The sequence below is a fragment of the Pseudomonas sp. AM14(2022) genome (genome assembly GCF_036346455.1).
Lineage (GTDB): Bacteria > Pseudomonadota > Gammaproteobacteria > Pseudomonadales > Pseudomonadaceae > Aquipseudomonas > Aquipseudomonas putida_A.
In genome coordinates this window covers 314,742-328,716 of record NZ_JAOTNY010000005.1, presented here as the reverse complement: position 1 = coordinate 328,716, position 13,975 = coordinate 314,742, and the positions used below count along the sequence as shown (strand labels likewise).

Annotated in this window: 14 protein-coding genes; all 14 read left to right on the top strand. The window is 64.2% G+C overall.

Features of this window, described 5'->3' with window-relative positions:
* Positions 1-117 precede the first annotated feature (117 nt).
* Genes V3W27_RS13420 through V3W27_RS13355 form a run of 14 tightly spaced genes read left to right on the top strand, consistent with a single transcriptional unit; the run spans position 118 to position 13,968 of the window.
* Positions 118-852 carry a glycosyltransferase family 2 protein gene (locus V3W27_RS13420; RefSeq protein WP_330206792.1) on the top strand — a complete coding sequence of 245 codons (735 nt, stop codon included), beginning with the start codon at positions 118-120 and terminating at the stop codon, positions 850-852.
* Positions 849-1,796 carry an LpxL/LpxP family acyltransferase gene (locus tag V3W27_RS13415; protein WP_103368709.1) on the top strand — a complete coding sequence of 316 codons (948 nt, stop codon included), beginning with the start codon at positions 849-851 and terminating at the stop codon, positions 1,794-1,796. The genes V3W27_RS13420 and V3W27_RS13415 overlap by 4 nt, the downstream gene beginning before the upstream one ends.
* The gene (locus V3W27_RS13410; protein ID WP_096794708.1) at positions 1,777-3,321 is read left to right on the top strand and encodes an HAL/PAL/TAL family ammonia-lyase; all 1,545 of its coding nucleotides are present in this window, start codon (positions 1,777-1,779) and stop codon (positions 3,319-3,321) included. Before V3W27_RS13415 ends, V3W27_RS13410 begins: the two co-directional genes overlap by 20 nt.
* On the top strand, positions 3,314-3,739 hold the full coding sequence (locus tag V3W27_RS13405) for an acyl-CoA thioesterase (RefSeq protein ID WP_027611337.1): 426 nt from the start codon (positions 3,314-3,316) through the stop codon (positions 3,737-3,739). The genes V3W27_RS13410 and V3W27_RS13405 overlap by 8 nt, the downstream gene beginning before the upstream one ends.
* Entirely contained in the window at positions 3,736-4,338 is a 603-nt protein-coding gene (locus V3W27_RS13400; protein ID WP_247269329.1) for an outer membrane lipoprotein carrier protein LolA, read from the top strand. The genes V3W27_RS13405 and V3W27_RS13400 overlap by 4 nt, the downstream gene beginning before the upstream one ends.
* Entirely contained in the window at positions 4,322-6,661 is a 2,340-nt protein-coding gene (locus tag V3W27_RS13395) for an MMPL family transporter (protein ID WP_330206791.1), read from the top strand. Before V3W27_RS13400 ends, V3W27_RS13395 begins: the two co-directional genes overlap by 17 nt.
* Positions 6,658-7,821, top strand: a complete 1,164-nt coding sequence (locus tag V3W27_RS13390) for a sodium:proton antiporter (protein WP_330206790.1) — start codon at positions 6,658-6,660, stop codon at positions 7,819-7,821. The genes V3W27_RS13395 and V3W27_RS13390 overlap by 4 nt, the downstream gene beginning before the upstream one ends.
* Positions 7,808-9,055, top strand: coding sequence for an NAD(P)/FAD-dependent oxidoreductase (locus tag V3W27_RS13385; protein ID WP_330206789.1), 1,248 nt, complete (start codon positions 7,808-7,810; stop codon positions 9,053-9,055). Before V3W27_RS13390 ends, V3W27_RS13385 begins: the two co-directional genes overlap by 14 nt.
* Positions 9,052-9,777, top strand: a complete 726-nt coding sequence (locus V3W27_RS13380; RefSeq protein ID WP_330206788.1) for a class I SAM-dependent methyltransferase — start codon at positions 9,052-9,054, stop codon at positions 9,775-9,777. The genes V3W27_RS13385 and V3W27_RS13380 overlap by 4 nt, the downstream gene beginning before the upstream one ends.
* Positions 9,777-10,367 carry a hypothetical protein gene (locus tag V3W27_RS13375; protein WP_442962652.1) on the top strand — a complete coding sequence of 197 codons (591 nt, stop codon included), beginning with the start codon at positions 9,777-9,779 and terminating at the stop codon, positions 10,365-10,367. The genes V3W27_RS13380 and V3W27_RS13375 overlap by 1 nt, the downstream gene beginning before the upstream one ends.
* Positions 10,364-11,560 carry a beta-ketoacyl-[acyl-carrier-protein] synthase family protein gene (locus tag V3W27_RS13370; protein ID WP_330206786.1) on the top strand — a complete coding sequence of 399 codons (1,197 nt, stop codon included), beginning with the start codon at positions 10,364-10,366 and terminating at the stop codon, positions 11,558-11,560. Before V3W27_RS13375 ends, V3W27_RS13370 begins: the two co-directional genes overlap by 4 nt.
* The gene (locus tag V3W27_RS13365; protein ID WP_330206785.1) at positions 11,557-12,021 is read left to right on the top strand and encodes a hotdog family protein; all 465 of its coding nucleotides are present in this window, start codon (positions 11,557-11,559) and stop codon (positions 12,019-12,021) included. Before V3W27_RS13370 ends, V3W27_RS13365 begins: the two co-directional genes overlap by 4 nt.
* Complete coding sequence (fabG, locus tag V3W27_RS13360) at positions 12,014-12,742, top strand: 3-oxoacyl-ACP reductase FabG (RefSeq protein ID WP_027611328.1); 729 nt, start codon at positions 12,014-12,016, stop codon at positions 12,740-12,742. The genes V3W27_RS13365 and fabG overlap by 8 nt, the downstream gene beginning before the upstream one ends.
* Positions 12,742-13,968, top strand: coding sequence for a beta-ketoacyl-ACP synthase (locus tag V3W27_RS13355; RefSeq protein WP_098966831.1), 1,227 nt, complete (start codon positions 12,742-12,744; stop codon positions 13,966-13,968). Before fabG ends, V3W27_RS13355 begins: the two co-directional genes overlap by 1 nt.
* The last annotated feature ends 7 nt before the right edge of the window (positions 13,969-13,975 follow it).

Below are 13,975 nucleotides of genomic sequence, written 5' to 3'. Positions count from 1 at the left end.
GGAGCTTGCTCCCGCTCGAGTGCGAAGCGCTCGCCAGCAATTTTATGTCGACTGGATTTGGGGCCGCTTCGCAGCCCAGCGGGAGCAAGCTCCCTCGCCACAGTGGGGATGTGTTCAATGCATAACCCTTGCGCCGTAATTCCGGTCTACAACCATGAAACCGCGATCGGCACCGTGGTCGACGCGCTGCTCGCCCAAGGCCTGCCGTGCATTCTGGTGGACGACGCCAGCACCCCGTCCTGCGCGCGAGTGCTGGATGCGCTGGCCGAACGCGAAAGCGTGCATCTGGTGCGCCTGACCCTCAATCAGGGCAAGGGCGGCGCGGTGATGACCGGCCTGCGCGAAGCGGCGCGCCTGGGCTTCACCCATGCCCTGCAGGTTGACGCCGATGGCCAGCACGACCTGCACGACGTCGCGCGTTTCGTCGAGGAATCCCGCGTCCACCCGGACGCCATGATCTGCGGTTATCCGCTGTTCGACGAGAGCGTGCCCAAGGGCCGCTTGTACGCGCGTTATCTGACTCATGTGATGGTCTGGATCAACACACTGTCGCTGCAGATCCGCGATTCGATGTGCGGCTTTCGCGTCTATCCGCTGGCTCCGACGCTGGCGGTGATCGACTCGGCGCGGGTCGGCAAGCGCATGGATTTCGACTCGGACATCCTCGTGCGCCTGTCGTGGCGCAACCAGCCGATGCGCTGGCTGCAGACCAGCGTGCATTACCCGCTGGACGGCGTCTCGCACTTCCGTCTGTTCCATGACAACGCGCTGATTTCCAGCATGCACACCCGATTGTTCTTCGGCATGCTGCTGCGCCTGCCGCTGATCCTCTGGCGCCGGTGGCGCACATGAGCGTCGAGACCGACAAGAAGCACTGGGCCGACCGCGAAGAACGCGGCAGCTTCCTGCTGATGAAATTCACCGCGTTCGCCGCCAAGGTGCTTGGCCGACGCCTGCTCAGTCCGCTGCTGTACGGCATCGTCCTGTACTTCTTCCTGTTCGGCCGCACCGCGCGCAACAGTGCCTGGCAATACCAGCAACGGCTGGCCGACTGGAGCAACCGCGCCGAATTGCGCCCGAGTTACTGGCGGGTGTTCCGCCAGTTCATGGCGTTCGCCGATTCGCTGCTCGACAAGCTCGACGTGTGGAACGGCAAGCTGCGCATCGAGCAGATCGAAATCATCGACCCGGCGCTGCTGCGCAATCAGTTGCGCGGCAGTCGCGGGCAACTGCTGGTCGGTGCGCACTTGGGCAACCTTGAGGTATGCCGGGCGCTGGCCGAGATCGGCGAAAAGGTCACCATGAACGTGTTGGTGCACACCAAGCACGCCGAGCAGTTCAATCGCTTACTGGGCGAGGCCGGGGCGACCAATCTGCGCCTGATCCAGGTCAGCGAACTGGACCCGGTGATCATGCTGCAACTGCACGAACGCCTGGAGCGCGGCGAGTGGCTGGCGATTGCTGGCGACCGCGTGCCGTTGCACGGCGGGCGCAGCGTCAGCGTGGACTTTCTCGGCCACCCGGCAGCGCTTCCGCAAGGCCCGTGGCTGCTGGCCGGTTTGCTCAAGTGTCCGGTCAATCTGCTGATGTGCCTGAAACAACCGGACGGCCACTATCGCCTGACCCTCGAGCCGTTCGCCGACAGCGTGACCTGGACACGCCGCGAGCGCGAGCAGGTCATTCATCAGTGGGCCACCCGCTATGCGCAGCGCCTGAGTCACTATTGCCTCGAAGCCCCGCACCAATGGTTCAACTTTTACCCTTTCTGGAAGACCGATGACGACGCCAACCCATGAGCCGGTAACCTTCGGCGAACGCCCTTTGCGCATCGAAGACGTGCTGGCCCTGGCCAACCGTCAGGCGCCCGTGCAGTTGCAGAGCGACGCCGCTTACCGCGAGCGCATTGCCAAAGGCGCACGGTTCCTCGATTCGCTGCTGGACAAGGAAGGCGTGATCTACGGCGTGACCACCGGTTACGGCGATTCCTGCGTGGTCGCGGTGCCGCTGCATCACGTCGAGGCACTGCCGCGTCATCTCTACACCTTCCACGGTTGCGGACTCGGCAAACTGCTCGACCCGCAAGCCACCCGCGCCGTGCTGGCGGCGCGTTTGCAGTCGCTGTGTCACGGCGTGTCCGGGGTGCGCATCGAACTGCTGGAGCGCCTGCACGCCTTCCTCGAACACGACATCCTGCCGCTGATCCCCGAAGAAGGTTCGGTCGGGGCCAGCGGCGATCTGACGCCGCTGTCCTACGTCGCCGCCACCCTGTCCGGCGAGCGCGAAGTGCTGTTCCGTGGCGAACGCCGGCAAGCGGCCGACGTGCATCGCGAACTGGGCTGGACGCCATTGGTGCTCCGTCCGAAAGAAGCGCTGGCCTTGATGAACGGCACGGCGGTGATGACCGGCCTCGCCTGCCTCGCCTTCGCCCGCGCCGACTATCTGCTGCAACTGGCCACGCGCATCACCGCTCTCAACGTGGTCGCGCTGCAAGGCAATCCGGAACACTTCGACGAGCGTCTGTTCGCCGCCAAGCCGCATCCGGGGCAGATGCAGGTTGCCGCGTGGCTGCGCAAGGATCTGGCGATCGACGCGCCGACCGCGCCGCTGCATCGCCTGCAGGATCGCTACTCGCTGCGCTGCGCCCCGCACGTGCTCGGGGTACTGGCCGACAGCCTGAACTGGCTGCGTGCGTTCATCGAGACCGAACTCAACAGCGCCAACGACAACCCGATCATCGACGCCGAAGCCGAGCGCGTACTGCACGGCGGGCACTTCTACGGCGGGCACATCGCGTTCGCCATGGACAGCCTGAAAAATCTGGTGGCCAACGTCGCCGACCTGCTCGACCGGCAGCTCGCGCTGCTGGTCGACGAGCGCTACAACCACGGTTTGCCGAGCAACCTGTCCGGCGCCCCGGCGGATCGCGCCATGCTCAACCACGGTTTCAAGGCCGTGCAGATCGGCACCAGCGCCTGGACCGCCGAAGCGCTGAAAAACACCATGCCGGCCAGCGTGTTCTCACGCTCCACCGAGTGTCACAACCAGGACAAGGTGAGCATGGGCACCATCGCCGCCCGTGACGCGATCCGCGTGCTGGAGCTGACCGAACAAGTCGCCGCCGCCACGTTGCTCGCGGCCAATCAGGGCGTCTGGCTGCGTGGTCGCGATGAAGACGCACGCGCGCTGCCACCTTCGCTGGCCGCCATGCACGAAGAGCTGGCCAAGGACTTCCCGCCGGTCATCGAAGACCGTGCACTCGAAGGCGAATTGCGCCTGTGTCTGCAACGTATCGCCGAGCAACACTGGAGGCTGCATGCGTAGCGCCGGAGTGCTGCACGCCGACACGGAAATCCTCGTACCGTTTTTCGACGTCGACACTATGCACGTGGTCTGGCACGGGCATTACGTCAAATACCTGGAAGTGGCGCGCTGCGCGCTGCTCGACCAGATCGGCCACAACTACACGCAGATGTCCGAGTCCGGTTACGCGTGGCCGATCATCGACCTGCAACTGCGTTATGTGCGCGGCGCGGTGTTCGGCCAGCGCTTGAACGTACGCGCCAGTCTGGTGGAGTGGGAGAACCGCTTGAAGATCAATTATCTGATCACCGACCTGCAGACCGGTGAGCGCCTGACCCGTGCCAGCTCGGTGCAGGTAGCGGTCGAGATCAGCAGCCGCGAGATGCAACTGGCCTCACCCAAAGTGTTCACCGATGCGGTGGAAAGGATGCTGCGATGAAACTGTTCTGCAAATGCCTTGGCGCGATGGCGCTGCTCGCCGTGTCAACGCTGGCCAACGCCTTCGACCTGCAACAGCTCAGCGAGCAACTGGCGAAACCGGACGTGATCCACGGCCAGTTCATTCAGGAAAAACATCTGCGCGCGCTGCCTCAGCCGTTGATCAGCAAGGGCAGCTTCGTGCTGGCGAAAAATCACGGCCTGCTGTGGCTGCTCAAGACCCCGCTGCAACAGGATTACCGCATCACCGCCAACGGCATCGCCCGTCGTGACGGCAACGCTTGGCAGTTGCTGCCGAACAAGAGCGCCGGTGCCGAACAGAACCGCTTGTTCCTCGCTGTGCTGCAAGGCGACAGCAGCGGTTTGCAGCGGGATTTCGAACTGGCCCTGAGCGGCGACGCACAGCAGTGGAAACTCACCCTGACCCCGCGTTCGGTGCTGCTCAAGCAAGTGTTCAATCAGATCAATATCGACGGCGGTGAGCTGGTACAGACCATCGAACTGCTGGAAACCCAGGGCGACAGCACCGTGTTGCGCATGCAGGACAGTACCTCCGGTCAACCGTTGAGCGAAGCGGAGCAACATGACTTTGCCGAGTGAGCGCAGGCTGCCGTGGCTGTTTCTGATCCTGCTGCTGGCAGTCATCGCGCTGGCCGGATGGCAGTGGCGCGACGGTGCGCCGCTGTCGGCCAACCTCATGGAGCTGGTGCCCGGGACCAACCCTGACGCCCTCGAACTGCGCGCCGAACAGCGCATGCAGGAGCCGCTCAATCGGGAAATGCTGGTGTTGGTCGGTCACACTGATCGCCAGCAAGCGGTGGCCATGGCCCAGACTTTGGGCGAGCAATGGCAGGCCAGCGGTCTGTTCGAAAAGGTCCAGTGGAACCTGCAGGCGGATCTGCCGGCGCTGCGTACGCAACTGCTGCAAGGGCGGCTGGCGATGCTCTCAGCGGATGACCGGCAACTGCTGACCGAGCATCCCGATGCCTTCATTCAGCAACGGGTGCAGGCACTGTTCGACCCGTTCAACGGTTTCACCCTGGTGCCGAGCCAGGACGACTGGCTGGGCCTGACCGGACGGATCCAGAACAGCCAGCCGAAACACGGCGCGGTGCAACTGGACATCGGCAGCGGCGCACTGGTCGCCGATGCCGACGGCAAGCGCTGGGTGCTGCTGCGCGCGCGCACCACCGGCAATGCCTTCGACATGAACCTGCCGCTGAAAGTCGCTGATCTGCTGCAGCACAGTCGCGAGCAGGCGGCGAGAGCCGACGTGCAACTGTTGGCCGCCAGCGGTCTGCTGTACGCCGCCAACGGCCAGCAACAAGCCACCCGCGAAATGACCTGGGTCGGCGGCGGCGCCACTCTCGGGATTCTGTTGTTGCTGCTGTTGGCGTTTCGCCGCTGGCGGGTGCTGCTGGCGTTCGTGCCGGTGCTGGTGGGCATGCTGTTCGGCGCGGTGGCCTGCGTGGCGCTGTTCGGCCACATGCACGTGATGACCCTGGTACTCGGTTCCAGCCTGATCGGCGTGGCGGTGGATTACCCGCTGCACTATCTGTCGAAAAGCTGGAGCCTCAAGCCGTGGCGCAGCTGGCCGGCGCTGCGCCTGACACTCTCCGGACTGACGCTGAGCCTGATCACCAGCGCCATCGGTTATCTGGCGCTGGCCTGGACGCCCTTCCCGGCGCTGACACAAATCGCGGTGTTCTCTGCCGCAGGATTGCTCGGTGCCTATCTGTCGGCGGTGTGCCTGCTGCCGGCCCTGCTGAACAACGTTGAGCTGCAACCGGCGCAATGGCCGCTGCGCCTGGCCGAGCGCTTGGTGCAACTGCGCGAAACCCTGCTCGAACACGTGCGCACCCCGGTGCTGCTGGCGCTGTTGATCGCGTTCTGCGCTGGCGGTCTGGTGCAGCTGCAAAGCAAGAACGACATCCGCCAGTGGGTCGGTGCGCCACAACGCCTGACCGATGAAGCGCAGACCATCGCGCGCATCACTGGCTATCAGCCGACCAGCCAGTTCTTCCTCGTGCGCGGCGCCAATCAGCAGCAACTGCTGGAGCGTCAGGCCGCGTTAAGCGAACGCCTGCAGCAACTGGTCAACCTCGACAAACTGCAAGGTTATCTGGCCCTCGATCAACTGCTCAGCCCGCCGAGCCAGCAACAGCAAGTGCGCGAGGCACTGAGCAAACTGGCGCAATACTGGCAGCCATTGCTCGACCTCGGCGTACCGCTCGCGGCGTTGCAAACCGAGTTGCAGCAGTTGCAGAGCCTGCCTGCCGAAGACATCGACGCGGCACTGGCCGGGCCGTTAGGCGAGCCTTACCGTACGCTGTGGCTCGGCCCGACCGCTGACGGCGTGGCGGCGATGACCAGCCTGCAAGGCCTGAACAATCCGTCACTGCTGCGGGTGCAAGCCCTGGACTTGCCGGGGGTGATGCTGGTGGATCGTCTCGGCGAATTGAACAACGTGTTCGCCGCGACCCAGATCAGCGCCGCCGAACTAAAACTCGCCTCCTGCGTGTTGATTGTGCTGGTGCTAACCGTGCCGTTCGGCTTCGGCGGCGCGTTGCGCATCGTCGCCTTGCCGCTGCTGGCGGCGCTGTGCAGCCTCGCCAGTCTCGGTTGGCTCGGTCAGCCGCTGACCCTGTTCAGCCTGTTCGGCCTGCTGCTGGTAACGGCGATCAGCGTCGATTACGCAATCCTCATGCGTGAGCAGGTCGGCGGTGCGGCTGTCAGCTTGCTGGGCACCTTGCTGGCGGCGCTGACGACCTGGTTGTCGTTCGGTCTGCTGGCGGTGTCGAGCACGCCGGCGGTGAGCAACTTCGGCCTGGCGGTAAGCCTGGGGCTGGCGTTCAGTTTCATTCTGGCACCGTGGGCCGGACGTCACGTCCACCGCGCCGCCGTCGCAGAGCCGGCAGCATGATGGTCGTCGGTTTCTGGCTGATGGCCCTGGCGCTGTTCGCTGTGGCGACCCGTGTCGGTCGGCATTTCGGCCTGATCCCGATCGTCAGCCAGTTGCTGCTGGCCAGCTTCGGGTTGCCGCTGCTGATGTATTTCTGGATCGAACCGGGCTGGCAGCTCAGTGGTGCCGAACTGATTGCGCCGGTGTGGCTGAAAGACCTCTACAGCCTGAGTTTCGCGCTGTTGCTCGGGCACATTCTCAGTGATGTGATCGACCTGCGTCTGGACCGCCAGAGCGTGAAAATCGCCGTGCCGAGCTTTGCCGTGCCGTTCGCCTGCGGTCTGGCCGCCGCCTGCTGGCTGCTACCGGCGCAACCGTGGCTGAACTCGCTGGCTATTGGGCTGGTGTTCGCGATCACCGCGATTCCGGTTTTGTATCTGTATTTGCGTCACATCGACTACCCGCCCGCCGCCACCCGGCGTATGGTGCAGACCGCCATCCTCATCGACCTGACCTGCTGGACGCTGTTCGGTCTCGCTCAGGGCAGTCTGCATTTGAGCAGCCTGTTGTTGCCGCTGGGACTGGCCTGCGTGCCGCTGCTGTTGAGTCTGCTGCGCGTGCGTCGACCGCTGACCTACAGCCTCGGTTTCTTTGCGCTGCTGGTGCTGGCCGAGCACTACAAACTCAACGCGCTGATTTTCGGCATCGGTTATCTGCTGTGCATGGCCTTGCTCAAAGTGCCGCTGGTGCTGCCATTGCCGGCGCGGTGGATGAGCCGTTTGCAGACATGGATCGCGATCCCGCTGATCCTCACCTTCGGTATCGTGCAGATTGACGTGCACAGCGCCCTCGCCAGTCTCGGCGCGGTGCAATGGGCGGCGCTGCTGCTGTTGCCGATTGCCAGTAAACTGCTCGGCAACTGGCTGGGCCTGGGCTGGGCCGGTGCGTCGTTCGAAGGCGCCAGCCGCTGGCGGGAAAGCGTGCTGCTGAACATTCGCGGGCTGAGCGAAATCGTCTTTCTCAACCTGTTGCTGCAACAACAGCTGATCAGCCCGGCGCTGTACTTCGCGCTGATGCTGATGGGCCTGATCGCGACGCTGTTGCCGGCCCTGATCGGCCTGCACCGCGCGCCCCTGAAAACCACCGCCACTGCGCCTGGGAGTTCACGTGCCAACCGTTGAAATGCAACGTCGTCAGGTAGTGATCATTGGTGCCGGCCCGTCCGGCGCCATCGCCGCCGCGCTGCTCACGCGCAAGGGCCACGATGTGCTGGTGCTCGAGCGCCAGCACTTCCCGAGGTTTTCCATTGGTGAAAGCCTGCTCAGCCATTGCCTGGACTTCGTCGAAGAGGCCGGCATGCTCGACGCCGTCAACGCCGCCGGCTTCCAGCGCAAGACCGGTGCTGCGTTCGCCTGGGGCGAGCGCTACAGCGCCTTCGATTTCAGCGACACCTTCAGCGCAGGCAAGCCGACCACATTCCAGGTGCAGCGCGCCGATTTCGACAAGCTGCTGGCCGATCAGGCTGAACTGCAAGGTGCCGAGATCCGTTACGGCGATGCCATCGTCCGCGTTGATTTCGACCGCGCCAGACCGCAGCTCGACGTGCTGCGCGAAGACGGCAGCGAGTACCGCGTCGAAGCGGATTTCGTGCTCGACGCCAGCGGCTACGGGCGCGTACTGTCGCGTTTGCTCGAGCTGGAAGCGCCATCGAATTTCCCGGTGCGCCAGGCGGTGTTCACCCACGTTGAAGATCACATCGACAACCCGGCCTTCGACCGCGAGAAGATCCTCGTCACCACCCACCCCGAGCACCGCGACATCTGGTTCTGGACGATCCCGTTCAGCAACGGTCGCTGCTCGGTGGGCGTGGTGGCTGCCGCCGAACACTTCAAGGGTCGCGACAGCGATCTGGACGCCTGCCTGCGCGGCTTCATCGGCGAAACCCCAAGCCTCGCCGGCGTGCTGAACAACGCGGTGTGGGACACTCCGGCGCGCACCCTCGGTGGTTATGCGGCGAATGTGAAAACCCTGCATGGCCCCGGCTTCGCCCTGCTCGGCAACGCCGCGGAATTTCTCGATCCGGTGTTCTCCTCCGGCGTGACCATCGCCATGCGTTCGGCGAGCATGGCCGCCGCCGTCCTGCACCGGCAGTTGCAGGGCGAAACCGTCGATTGGCAGCGCGAGTTCGCCGAACCGCTCAAACGTGGGGTCGACACCTTCCGCTGCTACGTCGAAGGCTGGTATGCCGGCACCTTTCAGGACGTGATTTTTTATCAAGACAGTCAGGCGGAGATTCGCCAAATGATCTGCTCGATCCTCGCCGGTTATGCCTGGGATGAACGCAACCCGTTCGTCAGCGAAGCGCGCCGCCGGTTGAAGATGATTTCCGAACTCTGTGCAAAGGACGCCCCATGAATTACTTGAGCGACAGCTACGTCGAGGAAACCCGCTTCGGTTTCTGGTTCCTGCGCAGCCACACCTGGCAGCACCACGTGTTGCGCGTGGCGATCAACGATTTGCGCGGGCTGTTCAGCGAGTCGCTGCCGGCCCATCCGGTGCTGCTGGATGCTGGCTGCGGTCAGGGCAAATCGTTCCGCCATCTGCGCCAGACCTTCGCCCCACAGCGTCTGATCGGCATCGACGCCGATCCGCACAGCCTGCACCTGAGCGCCGAAGAAGCGGCGCGGCAGGGCTTCGACGTGGAGCTGATCGGTAGCGATTGCGCGACGCTCAACGTCGCCGATGCCAGTGTCGACCTGCTGTTCTGCCACCAGACCTTTCATCATCTGGTCGAACAGGAAAAAGCCCTCGCCGAGTTCTACCGCGTACTGAAGCCGGGTGGTTATCTGCTGTTCGCCGAGTCCACCGAGGCTTACATTGATACCTGGGTGATTCGCTGGCTGTTCCGCCATCCGATGCATGTGCAGAAGAGCGCGGCGCAGTACCTGGAGATGATTCGCCAGCAGGGTTTCGAGTTTGGCGAACGCAATGTCTCGTACCCGTATTTGTGGTGGAGCCGGTCGCAGGATTTCGGACTGCTGGAGCGGTTTGGATTGCGCCGGCCGAAGCCGTTTGGCGAGCGTGAGGAAACGTTGGTGAATGTCGTCGCGCGCAAGCCGCTTGAAGGTGGTCTCTGATGCGACACATAACCTGTAGGAGTGAGCCTGCTCGCGATAGCGGTGGGTCAGCCGACATGCTTTTCGAATGTGCCACCGTCATCGCGAGCAGGCTCACTCCTACAAGGTTTGTGGTGTGGCTGATGTTGGTGATGTTTACCCTGCTAAGTGGTTGCGCCAGCCAGGCCCCGCTGCCCGCGAGCAACCCGACGCTGCCATTGCCGCTGCAATTGCACATCGAACGTAATCAGGCCAATCAGCGCCAGGACTGGCTATTGGTGATCCAGCGCGAAGGCTCCGGCATCCGCTGGTCGATGATGGACCCGCTGGGCATCCCCCAGGCGCGTCAACAACTGATCGACGGTCGCTGGCAGGCCGACGGGCTATTGCCGCCCAACCCGGAAGCCCGGGAGCTGTTTGCCGCGCTGCTGTTCGCCCTGACCCCCTCCGGCGAACTGGCGCGCAATTACCCCGCCGCGCAGCAGCAGGGCGAGCAACGCACGCTGGCGCCGCGCTGGGCGGTCCGTTATGCACAACCGTTGAGTTTCCAATTGAATCTGCCCCATGGCCCGCACTATCGGGTTTCTCCCCTCGGTGAACCGACGCCATGACTGCCTACCTCAATGCCCTCGGCGTGATCTGCGCGCTGGGTCGCGACAAGCACCAGGTCGCGCACAACCTGTTTGCCGGTGACTGCTCGGGCATGCGCCGCGAGTCCGGCTGGGTGGCCGGGCGTGAGTTGCCGGTGGCGGCGGTGCACGGTGAACTGGCGGCGATTCCGGCCGAACTGGCCGACCAGAGCAGCCGCAATAATCAACTGCTGCTGGAAGCCGCACTGCAGATTCGCGAGGACATCGACCGGACGATTCAGACCTACGGTCGCGAGCGTATTGGCGTGGTGCTCGGCACCAGCACCTCGGGGATCGACGAAGCCAGTCGCGGGTTGGCGCACTACCTCCGTGAGCAGCAGTTCCCTGGCGAGTACGACTATCGGCAACAGGAACTCGGCGCCCCGGCGAATTTTCTCGCCGACTGGCTGCAACTCAGCGGCCCGGCCTATGTGATTTCCACCGCCTGCACGTCCAGTGCGCGGGCGTTGATGAGCGCGCAGCGTCTGCTCGATCTGGGCCTGTGCGACGCGGTGCTGTGCGGCGGGGTCGACAGCCTGTGCAAACTGACGCTCAATGGTTTCAGCGCGCTGGAAGCGGTGTCCGACGAGCGCTGCAATCCGTTCTCGGCCAACCGCAACGGCATCAACATCGGCGAAGCGGCGGTGCTGTTCCTGATGAGCAAGCAACGCGGCGACGGCCCGGCCATTGCCCTGCTCGGCAGCGGCGCCAGCTCCGACGCGCACCATATTTCCGCGCCGGAACCGAGCGGACGCGGCGCCCTGCAAGCGATGCAGAAAGCCTTGAGCCGCGCACAGTTGCAAGCGGCGCAAATCAGCTACCTGAACCTGCACGGCACCGCGACCCAGCACAACGATGCGATGGAAAGTCTGGCCGTCGCTACGCTGTTCCCGGGCGGCGTGGCCTGCTCGTCGACCAAGCCGATGACCGGCCACACCCTCGGCGCGGCCGGTGCGCTGGAAGCGGCGTTCTGCTGGCTGAGCCTGAGCGCCGACAACCCGCAGCATGCCCTGCCGCCACACGTCTGGGACGCCCAGCCCGACCGCGACTTGCCGGCGCTGAAGTGGGTGACCGCGAGCGAACGCCTGTCGTCCATTGCACCCCGCTACCTGATGAGCAACTCGTTTGCCTTCGGCGGCAACAACGTCAGCCTGATTATCGGAGACGCCCCATGAACGACTGGCCGCTCGCCGAACTGCTGCCCCACGCTGGCGACATGATTCTGCTCGACCGCATCCTCAGCTTCGACGAAGAACAGATCTACACCCGCCTCACGGTCAAGCCCGACGGCTTGTTCAACCTGCCCGACGGCAGCCTGCCGGCGTGGGTCGGCATCGAGTTGATGGCGCAGAGCGTCGCCGCGTTCGCCGGTTGCCATGCACGGCAGAAGGGTAACCCGGTGGAGCTGGGCTTCCTCCTCGGCACGCGCAAATTCGAGTGCAACGTCGAGGCGTTTCCGGCCGGCAGCGAACTGACCATCCACGGCATCCGTTCGCTGGAAGACGACAACGGCATGGGTGTTTTCGAATGCCACATCAACGCCCCCGGCATCGAGGCCAGCGCACGCTTGAACGTGTTCCGCCCGCCGCAGCCCAGCCAATACCTTGAACAAACCAGAGAGTCGAACGATGACTGAATCCGTACTGGTCACCGGCTCCAGCCGTGGCATCGGCCGCGCCATTGCCTTGCGTCTGGCGCAGGCCGGGCACGACATCGTCCTGCATTGCCGCAGCGGCGTGGCTGAAGCCCAAGCGGTGAAGGCCGAAGTCGAAGCGCTGGGCCGCAACGCGCGCATCCTGCAATTCGACGTCGCCGACCGCGAAACCTGCAAAACCATCCTCGAAGCCGACGTCGAAACCCACGGTGCCTATTACGGCGTGGTGCTCAACGCCGGCCTGACCCGCGATGGCGCTTTTCCGGCGCTGAGCGATGACGATTGGGACGTGGTGCTGCGCACCAATCTCGACGGTTTCTACAACGTCCTGCACCCGGTGATGATGCCGATGATCCGTCGTCGCGCCGCCGGTCGGATCGTCTGCATCACTTCGGTGTCGGGTTTGATCGGCAACCGTGGCCAGGTCAACTACAGCGCCTCCAAGGCCGGGGTGATCGGTGCGGCGAAAGCGTTGGCGATTGAACTGGGCAAGCGCAAAATCACGGTTAATTGCGTCGCGCCGGGCCTGATCGATACGGCAATGCTCGACGAAAACGTGCCGGTGGAAGAACTGATGAAAATGATCCCCGCACAACGCATGGGCACCCCGGAAGAGGTCGCTGCTGCGGTGAATTTCCTGATGTCGGCGGAAGCCTCGTACATCACCCGCCAGGTCCTGGCGGTCAACGGAGGCTTGTGCTGATGAAGCGCGTTGTCGTCACCGGCATGGCCGGCATCACCTCGCTGGGCAGCGACTGGCAGACCATCGCCGGCAACTTCGCGGCCAACCGCAGCGGCATCCGCCGGATGGACGAGTGGGACCGCTTCAGCGAACTCAACACCCGCCTGGCCGGGCCGATCGATGATTTTGTCGTACCGCCGCACTGGACCCGCAAGCAACTGCGCAGCATGGGCCGGGTGTCACGGCTGGCGGTGGGTGCGGCGGAACAGGCGCTGGCTGACGCCGGCCTGCTCGGTGACGAATCGATCAAGGACGGACGCATGGGTGTGGCCTGCGGCTCATCCACCGGCAGCACCGACGAGATCAAGGCCTTCGGCAACATGCTGCTGAACTCGGTGGCCGAGGGGCTCAACGCCAACTCCTACGTGCGGATGATGCCGCACACCACCGCGGCCAACATCAGCATCTTCTTCGGCCTCACCGGGCGCCTGATCCCGACGTCCAGCGCCTGCACCAGCGGCAGTCAGGGCATTGGCTACGCGTATGAAGCGATCAAGTTCGGACGGCTGCCGCTGATGCTCGCCGGCGGTGCCGAAGAGCTGTGCCCGACCGAAGCCATGGTCTTCGACGCGCTGTACGCCACCAGCCTGAAAAACGACGCGCCACAGACCAGCCCACGTCCGTACGACAAGGGCCGCGACGGTCTGGTGATCGGCGAAGGCGGCGGCATGCTGGTGCTCGAAGAGCTGGAGCATGCGCTGGCTCGCGGTGCGCGGATCCACGCTGAGATCGTCGGTTTCGGCAGCAACGCCGACGGCCAGCACACCACCCGCCCCGAGCAGATCACCATGCGCCGCGCCATGGAGCTGGCGCTGGAAGACGCCGGGCTGACGCCGGATGCCATCGGTTACGTCAATGGTCACGGCACGGCTACAGAACAGGGCGACATTGCCGAAACACTGGCGACCAGCAGTCTGTTCGGCGAACACATGCCGATCAGCTCCCAGAAGAGTTTCCTCGGCCACACGCTGGGGGCCTGTGGCGCGCTGGAGTCGTGGTTCAGCATCGAGATGATGAATCGCGACCTGTATGTGCACACGCTCAACCTCGACGAGGTCGACCCGCACTGCGGCAAGCTCGATTACCTGCGCGGCGAATTCCGCCAGATGCATCACGAATACGTGATGAACAACAATTTCGCTTTTGGTGGCGTCAACACCTCGTTGATTTTCCGCCGCTGGCACTGACCGCAAC

Bases quoted from the DNA above. Each gene is read 5' to 3' on its own strand.
- V3W27_RS13380 (WP_330206788.1), top strand. From the start codon at position 9,052: ATGAATTACTTGAGCGACAGCTACGTCGAGGAAACCCGCTTCGGTTTC.
- V3W27_RS13405 (WP_027611337.1), top strand. From the start codon at position 3,314: ATGCGTAGCGCCGGAGTGCTGCACGCCGACACGGAAATCCTCGTACCG.
- V3W27_RS13410 (WP_096794708.1), top strand. From the start codon at position 1,777: ATGACGACGCCAACCCATGAGCCGGTAACCTTCGGCGAACGCCCTTTG.
- V3W27_RS13390 (WP_330206790.1), top strand. From the start codon at position 6,658: ATGATGGTCGTCGGTTTCTGGCTGATGGCCCTGGCGCTGTTCGCTGTG.
- V3W27_RS13375 (WP_442962652.1), top strand. From the start codon at position 9,777: ATGCGACACATAACCTGTAGGAGTGAGCCTGCTCGCGATAGCGGTGGG.
- V3W27_RS13400 (WP_247269329.1), top strand. From the start codon at position 3,736: ATGAAACTGTTCTGCAAATGCCTTGGCGCGATGGCGCTGCTCGCCGTG.
- V3W27_RS13395 (WP_330206791.1), top strand. From the start codon at position 4,322: ATGACTTTGCCGAGTGAGCGCAGGCTGCCGTGGCTGTTTCTGATCCTG.
- V3W27_RS13415 (WP_103368709.1), top strand. From the start codon at position 849: ATGAGCGTCGAGACCGACAAGAAGCACTGGGCCGACCGCGAAGAACGC.
- V3W27_RS13365 (WP_330206785.1), top strand. From the start codon at position 11,557: ATGAACGACTGGCCGCTCGCCGAACTGCTGCCCCACGCTGGCGACATG.
- V3W27_RS13420 (WP_330206792.1), top strand. From the start codon at position 118: ATGCATAACCCTTGCGCCGTAATTCCGGTCTACAACCATGAAACCGCG.
- V3W27_RS13370 (WP_330206786.1), top strand. From the start codon at position 10,364: ATGACTGCCTACCTCAATGCCCTCGGCGTGATCTGCGCGCTGGGTCGC.
- V3W27_RS13355 (WP_098966831.1), top strand. From the start codon at position 12,742: ATGAAGCGCGTTGTCGTCACCGGCATGGCCGGCATCACCTCGCTGGGC.
- fabG (WP_027611328.1), top strand. From the start codon at position 12,014: ATGACTGAATCCGTACTGGTCACCGGCTCCAGCCGTGGCATCGGCCGC.